Origin of the sequence: Streptomyces sp. NPDC020422 (assembly GCF_044386705.1) — a bacterium.
Classification (GTDB): domain Bacteria; phylum Actinomycetota; class Actinomycetes; order Streptomycetales; family Streptomycetaceae; genus Streptomyces.
Genome location: NZ_JBIRVJ010000016.1, coordinates 153,882 through 160,326, shown reverse-complemented (window position 1 = coordinate 160,326; position 6,445 = coordinate 153,882). Strand labels below are relative to the sequence as shown.

The 6,445-nt window shown below is 69.0% G+C and carries 6 protein-coding genes and 1 pseudogene; 4 read left to right on the top strand and 3 right to left on the bottom strand.

Annotated features, from left to right (window positions below; genetic code table 11):
• Positions 1-189 precede the first annotated feature (189 nt).
• Positions 190-381: a hypothetical protein gene (locus ACH414_RS33335; protein ID WP_391768440.1), complete on the bottom strand. Its 192-nt coding sequence runs from the start codon at positions 379-381 to the stop codon at positions 190-192.
• A 643-nt stretch (positions 382-1,024) separates the two neighbouring features.
• On the opposite strand from ACH414_RS33335, the gene ACH414_RS33330 reads away from it, so the two are divergent.
• The 3 genes and pseudogenes from ACH414_RS33330 to ACH414_RS33320 all read left to right on the top strand — a co-directional run.
• Positions 1,025-1,897, top strand: a complete 873-nt coding sequence (locus ACH414_RS33330; RefSeq protein ID WP_398944773.1) for a hypothetical protein — start codon at positions 1,025-1,027, stop codon at positions 1,895-1,897.
• Positions 1,898-2,908: 1,011 nt separating this feature from the next.
• Complete coding sequence (locus ACH414_RS33325; protein ID WP_398944771.1) at positions 2,909-3,649, top strand: hypothetical protein; 741 nt, start codon at positions 2,909-2,911, stop codon at positions 3,647-3,649.
• Positions 3,650-3,936: 287 nt separating this feature from the next.
• Positions 3,937-4,056 (top strand): annotated as a pseudogene (locus tag ACH414_RS33320) (AAA family ATPase); the annotation flags it as partial.
• Between the two features lie 445 nt (positions 4,057-4,501).
• On the opposite strand, the gene ACH414_RS33315 reads toward ACH414_RS33320, so the two are convergent.
• Entirely contained in the window at positions 4,502-5,062 is a 561-nt protein-coding gene (locus ACH414_RS33315) for a YrhB domain-containing protein (protein ID WP_386567144.1), read from the bottom strand.
• 226 nt (positions 5,063-5,288) lie between these two features.
• On the opposite strand from ACH414_RS33315, the gene ACH414_RS33310 reads away from it, so the two are divergent.
• Positions 5,289-5,642 carry a DUF6896 domain-containing protein gene (locus ACH414_RS33310; RefSeq protein WP_398944769.1) on the top strand — a complete coding sequence of 118 codons (354 nt, stop codon included), beginning with the start codon at positions 5,289-5,291 and terminating at the stop codon, positions 5,640-5,642.
• Between the two features lie 185 nt (positions 5,643-5,827).
• Here ACH414_RS33310 and ACH414_RS33305 read toward each other — a convergent pair whose 3' ends face one another.
• Positions 5,828-6,400, bottom strand: coding sequence for a DUF4240 domain-containing protein (locus ACH414_RS33305; RefSeq protein WP_398944767.1), 573 nt, complete (start codon positions 6,398-6,400; stop codon positions 5,828-5,830).
• Between the last annotated feature and the right edge of the window lie 45 nt (positions 6,401-6,445).

Here is a 6,445-nt window from a genome sequence, read left to right as displayed (position 1 = left end):
CGCGCCCGCCCTCCGTCCCGTCCCCGCTCCCCGTCCCCCCGCCCCCTCCCCCCCGCGGCGGGGGCCGCCCCCCCCCCCCCCACGCCAGTCCAGGACGGGAGTCAGGGCGGTGGTGGCCTGGCCGCGCCGAGGAACCAGGCCAGGCGTCCGTGGACTTGGGCCAGGGCGATGGCAGGGGCGGCGAGTGCTTCACGCAGGGTGCCCCAGCCGCTCGACCGCGGACAGCTCCTCCTGCACCTGTGCAGCGCTGACGGCAACGTGCAGATCGGCAGCCGTCCTGGCGGCCCCAGCGCTCTCACCGGTGGTGGGGATCCACACCTGTTCACGGATCAGCCGTTCGGCTTCGTCGGCCAGCGCCGCGATGACCGTCTGCATACTCATGATCGCCCACCCTACGAGGTCGACGCGCTCACGGCCCCGGCGCAACCGCAGTGATCACACGGCGGAGCCGGCCTAGTACCAAGTCTGGCTCGGCGCCCCCGGGCCAGGTCCGCGCGATCCCGGGTATCGGCTACAGCTCGATGCCGGCAGCCCACCTGCCGAAGCCGTCCTCCATCAAGGAGGTCCTGGGGGAGCGGCGCCTGTCCTGCTGGGTCATGCAGGGCCGGGAGCATGACCAGAGCGGTCGTCCACGCACTGGACTGCGCTGAATCACCTGCCCGGGGCCGTCACGCTGCCCCGGGGGGGGGGACTGGTTACTGACGTTTGCGGTGCGGCCAGCGGTCCGCGGTCTGGGTGTGCTCGGTGTGCGGCGCCGCAGCGGAACCCCGTTCCTGCGCGGCTTCGACTGACCCGTCGTGTGCCCGTTGTCGGCGTTCGGGCTTGTTGCCCCAGCCCGGTACGCGCGAATCTCCTGGGCTGCCCGGCCGCAGCATGGCCGGGGCCGGCCGATGCCCGGCCGGTCTCGGGACGAGGCGGTCGGTTAAGGGCGGTCGGTCCGGGGGGCGAGTTGCGAGGCAGTCGGAGCTGCGGTGGAATCGGGCGGGCCTGTGCAGCTGCGGCCCGGGCGGGGAGGGGTCGGTTGATGGACACATCGACAGCGCTGGACAGCGTGTTGCGGCAGGCGTATGTGGTCCGGGTGAGTCCGGCGAGCGGGGCAGGCGTCGACGGAGAGATCCGGGTGGACCTCTCCGATCCGGCGGAGTCGGCCCGCCTCAGGGCGGCCATGGCCGTGGAGTCGCTGCCCGGGTTTGCCTGCATGTGCCTCGGGGACGTCCGGTTCGAGATGCTCGACCGGGCTGGTGGGCGGCTGGCGGTTGTTGTCCTGCACCACGGGGCGACCGTGAGGTGGGGGCGATGGGAGAGCGACGCCGTCCTCGCCGACGGACGCCTGCTCCTGGCGTGGTTGGACGAGCACGGCATGCCCGGCCCCATGCAGCAATTCGAGGCCGACCGGCAGCGAGCGGAGAAGGAGGCCGAGGAGGAGAGCGACTGGCTGGCCGCGATGCCCGCCGGCCTGGAGGGGCTTGCCGAGCGGATCCTCGCCCTGTCCCGTACGGCCGGCAGGCCCTCACCTGAATTGCTCGCGGAACTCACCGACCGGCTGCGGCTGACGCTGCCCGACCCGGTGGAGCGGGTGTTGGCCTTGCTCGCCTGGCACGGGTCCGGCAGCGGGCGCTGCTCCGGCTACCCCCTCCACGAGAGAGTCCCTGACGAACTGCTCGGCCGGGTGCCGATCGACGACCTGCTCGCCGCCCTGACCGGCCGGCAGGCCGAGGACCGGCACGATGCCGGGGCCGTGCGGCATCTGCTGGGCGGGAAGACCCGCCCGCGCCAGAAACAGGACATCGCCGGCCTGCCCGGACCACTGCGCGCCCGACTGCTGGCGCACGCCCGCCGCTCTGGAGACTCCGACAAACAGCGGCGCGCCGAACGGTGGTTCTCCCTGCGGGCCTGAGAAGCCGGGTGTCCCTGGCTCCCCGGCATGCGCACGGCCACCTTCAGGGTGGGGCGTATCGCTGTACGGCGCAGATCTGTCCGCTCCCGGTCGTCGGCTGCAGCTCGGTGCCGCCGGTCTACCTGCCGAAGCCGTCCTTCAGTAAGGAGGTCCTGGGGGAGCGGCGCCCGTCCGGCCGGGTCATGCAGGGCCGGGAGCATGACCAGGGCGTCGTCCACGCGCCGGACTGCGCCGAAGCACCTCCCGAGGCAAGCATGCTGCCCCTGGGACGGTGCGTTGACGCTTGCGGTGCTGCCCGCGGTCCGGCTGTGCTCGGTGTGCGGCGCCGCTGCCGAGCAACTCCGCTCCTGTGCGGCTTCGAGGACGGCTTCGACTGACCCGTCGCGCGCCCCTTGCTCGATCGGGCTGCGCCGGCGCGGCACCCAGGGCCTGTTGTGCTCGCCTGTGAACAGAAAGGACCCCGCACCTACGGCGCGGGCTCCTACCATTTGCGTCGCCGTGGGCGGCATCGGGCGCCGGGAACTCACCGCAGAATCGGTGCGCCTGCCCCAAGCCGCAATGACGCCCGAGGCTGCCACCTGTCCCCAGACCACCACGTGCTGAACCTCGGCTAGCAGAGACCGTCGTGGCCCAGCGCTCACGTTCGCTTCGGCTGCTCAGGGTATGGGGGTGGTCGGGGAGGTCGGGGTCGGCGGCCGGGTTGTCCGCCTGACCTGTGTAGTGCGCGGGGCTGCGGCGGCTGTTCAGGGCCCACGCGATCGCCCGTCCGTCCGCGAAGGGAACGGCCGGTGCATCAGTGATCTGCTGACGGCATTGGCCCAGCGGGCCGACCTGTCCGGCCTCTTTTCACCCGCGCCGCATCCTCGATGAGCCTTTCACCCGGCCGGCTGAGGGCGGGCGTGCCGGGCCACTGAGTGATGAGCGCCTCACGCTCTGTCGAGCAGATGGTCGGTTGCGCGCGCGTCCGGCGGGAATGGACAGGACATCTCAGCCACGAGCGAGTGGGGGGTCATGACGCAGGAACAGCAGGAACCGGACAGCGGCAGTCAGGCGGGAAGCACTGCACCAGAACCGGACGGCGGCAGTCAGGCGGGAAGCACTGCACCAGAACCGGCGGGGGAGACGGCCCTGGACCCGAGTCGGCGGCCGTGGTGGCGTAATCCGGCCCTGACCGTCCCGGCAGCCGCCACTGTACTGGCTGCGGTCATCGCCGGCGTCGTACCTGGCTTCCGCGACAAGCCTCCCACCCCGCCCGTCAGCAGCGCTCCGGCCGGGCCGACAGCGACCGCGCCGCACGTCGCCCCGACCACGCCCGCATCCGGTGTGCCCGACACACCGGCTCCGGCGCCCAGCTCCACTCCGCCCACGACCGCGCAACCCAGCGCGGATGCGCCGACCGTTCGACGCGCCCAGGACGGCCTGCTGATCCAGGGCGGCTACACGATCGACCTCGACGAGCTGCCCAAGGACGACCCCAGCTGGGGCTACAGGGAGAGCATCTTCACCAGCGACGTTCACCTGTCCACCGATGGGACCCTGTGGGCCGACTACCTGCAAGTGCCGACCGCGCCCACCAAGGCGGACTGCGAACAGCCCGGCTACCTCAACGACGGCCAGATCGCCGACGACGACATCACCGAAGGCATGGTCCTGTGCGTCAAAAGCAGCGAAGGACGCTACGCCCGGGTGACCGTCCGGCAGGTCAGCCGTAAGCCGCACAGCATCCGCATCGACGTACTCGTCTGGAAGTAGACGGCCCCAGGCCTGGCCCCCCTGCCGCGCCTGTCCTGGTCGGCACGCGCCGCGCCGTCTGCCGACGGCCGGTTCACCACCCGCCTGTATCGATGAGCGTCGTCAGGCGGCGCGGGTCGACACGGGGGTAACCGGCATGCCCACGGCGGCCGTGGGAGTTCTCCGGCAGAGACCGAAGATCGCGCCGTGGACACCTGCCTCCTTGTCTACCCGTGCCGTCTGCCGCTGCCCACGCGGACCGTCAACCACGTCGCCGATCAGCTGCGGCACCGCCGTGATGCCAGCCGGCGGTTCGCGAGAAGCAGCTGAACAAGTACATCGCCCGCTACGGCCGCGTCGACCTGCTCACCACCGTTGAACTCGGCTACATGGAACTCGACCGGCACGGCGCCGAACTCCTCTTCCAGAGAAGCGGACCTCTCTCAACCCGATCACGCCTCGGCCGCCGTCCCACCGAGTCGTTGCTGGCGGACCCTCCGGCGCCCCGAGCGTCTCCCGGACACCGATCATCTCCGGCTTAAGGCCGTCCTGGTCAACTGCCCCGAACTCGACGCCCTCACCACAAACGTCCGGCCCTTCGCGGAGATGCTCGCCGAGTGCCAGCGCGAGCGGCTGCCGCAGCGGCTCGACGCCGTCCGGCGCGATGATCTCCCACACTCTCGCCGCGGGCATCGACCGCCGCGATGACGCCGTCGTCGCCGGCCTGACCCTGCCTTGGAGCTCAGGCGCTGTCGAAGGCCATGGCAGCCGGATCAGAAGGCTCAAGCGTCAGATGTTCGGCCGCGCTGGCTTCTCGTTGCTGCGCCAGCGAGTTCTCCTCGCTTCGTGAGGACGGCCGCTGCTGTCAGTACCTCAACGATTCACCGCTCTGCGGATGGTCACCACGGACAAGATCGGGTCGGTAGGCGGCACCAGTTCTCTGGAGGAGATCTCTACAAGGTGCGCCGGAGCATCGCCATGTTGCAAGGCGGTCACGTACTCGATGATCTGAGTGTGGGACAGCACTGGCACTCTGTGGCGCAGGGTGTGCATGGCATGAACCCGCCCACGAGCGACTGCCGCCGCGCGTACCTCATCGTGCAGATCGTCCACTGCGGTCCGCATGACCTGCTTTCGAATGCGGACCCGATAGTCCGCCTCCCACGCGCCCATTACCGCGGAGACGACACTGACCTGATGCAGGCTTCCGTCGACGCGGTCAACAAGATACGGCCCATTCCCGGACAGCGAGAAGTCTGGGTTTCGTGTGCGCAGGTATTCCGCAGATGTCCAGGAAATAACCCATACCAGCTCATGCTGCTCTACATGCGACACAGTCATGCGTAGAGGGGCAAGCCCAAGCGACAGCTCTCGCTGGTAGTCGCGGTCCAGCTCTTCCTCAACGATCTGAACCGCGGCATCTCGTTCAATCACTGTGGCAGCATCTCGCACGGCTCGGCCGACTACCACCAAGTTTCCTGATGGCTTCACGCGTCGGCAGAACGCAGTGGACGCGGGTAGGGCAGCCCGACGTGGAGGCCGCTTTGTGGTGTACCAGGGCGAGGTTGACTTGCTGATCGTTTCAGATGACGTCCTGCGGCGACGCTGTCGGCCCGTGGAAACAATCCCATCAGTCACGGGCTCAGGGGGGTGACACATTATGGAACGGCTTGGTGCTGCGCGGGACCTCATTCCCGGTTATGTCGAGGCTCTGAGCGCGTTGGACGAGGCCGTGAGGGCAGCCATCCCCTCGCTCGAGCGACTTGCAGATGTCCTCGGCCTGGTCCGTTCGCGCCGGATCAGCAGCCGGAGTGGGCAGGTCGGCACCTACTCCTACAAGGTGCATGGGCCGGGTGCCTCTTCGTCAGCGACAACGGCACTGCGATCGATGTCGACTTCGCCGGCGGGAGCGGAAGTGTGGCGGCTGCGCTGGTACGGCCGGAGCCTGCCGGAGCCTGTTGACGTCACGGACGAGGACCTCCTGTCCCCGTTGCGGTCGCTGCCCCGCTTCTGACCGAGGTGAGGCAGCCGCCGCAGGCATGCCTGCCGGGGGCTGGGCTCGTCCTGCTGCATCATCCTTTGCCGGCCCTTGGGCTCCAAGAAGGCGCCCTCACCGACCTGGGATGATCTCGTTGTGGTTGGTGTGATCACGGCGTCGGAGCCGCCCTTCGCGGTATCCGGCGATTTTGTGCCTTTTGCTCAGTGAGTGGCGTTGCGCAGGTAGAGGGCGGAGAGCCGTGGGAGACGGCGCTGCATCTCTGCGGGATCCTTGAAGTCGAAGTCTTCTCCCATAGCGTCATCGCCCCGTCCGCACTCTTCTCGCGGGGCCGTGTATATATCCCAGGCCTGGTAGAAGGCGTGATCGTCGCCGGTGAGGCGCTCGAACGCATAGCTGGCCGCGTAGTTGGCGTCCTCATCGAAGATGGCCTGGCCGCTCTGCGCATGGGCTGCGTTGATCACGGAGGGGTGCTCGGCGAGGCTGTCCGGGCAGGTTGCTGCTTTCCCGTACCAGTCACGGCCCAGGGCGATCAGGCCGGCCCGAAAGTCCATGAAGCTGTCGTCGGAGCATCCGTCCCCGATCAGGTAGGCAGCGGCCCACATATCCCATCGGTACACCGCCCCGTGTACCTCGTCGAAGCGTTCCTGGTAGCCGAGGATGCCGCTTTGAGTACGGGTGCCCAACTCATCGGTCAGGGCCTGGGCAAAGGGCTTGTCTGCCGTAGCGGCCAAGCGTGCCGCTTCGATGACGCCCCAGAACTCGTGCATATCCATGGTCGGGAATCCTGCCACCCGGGTACGACACTCGTTCCTGCACTG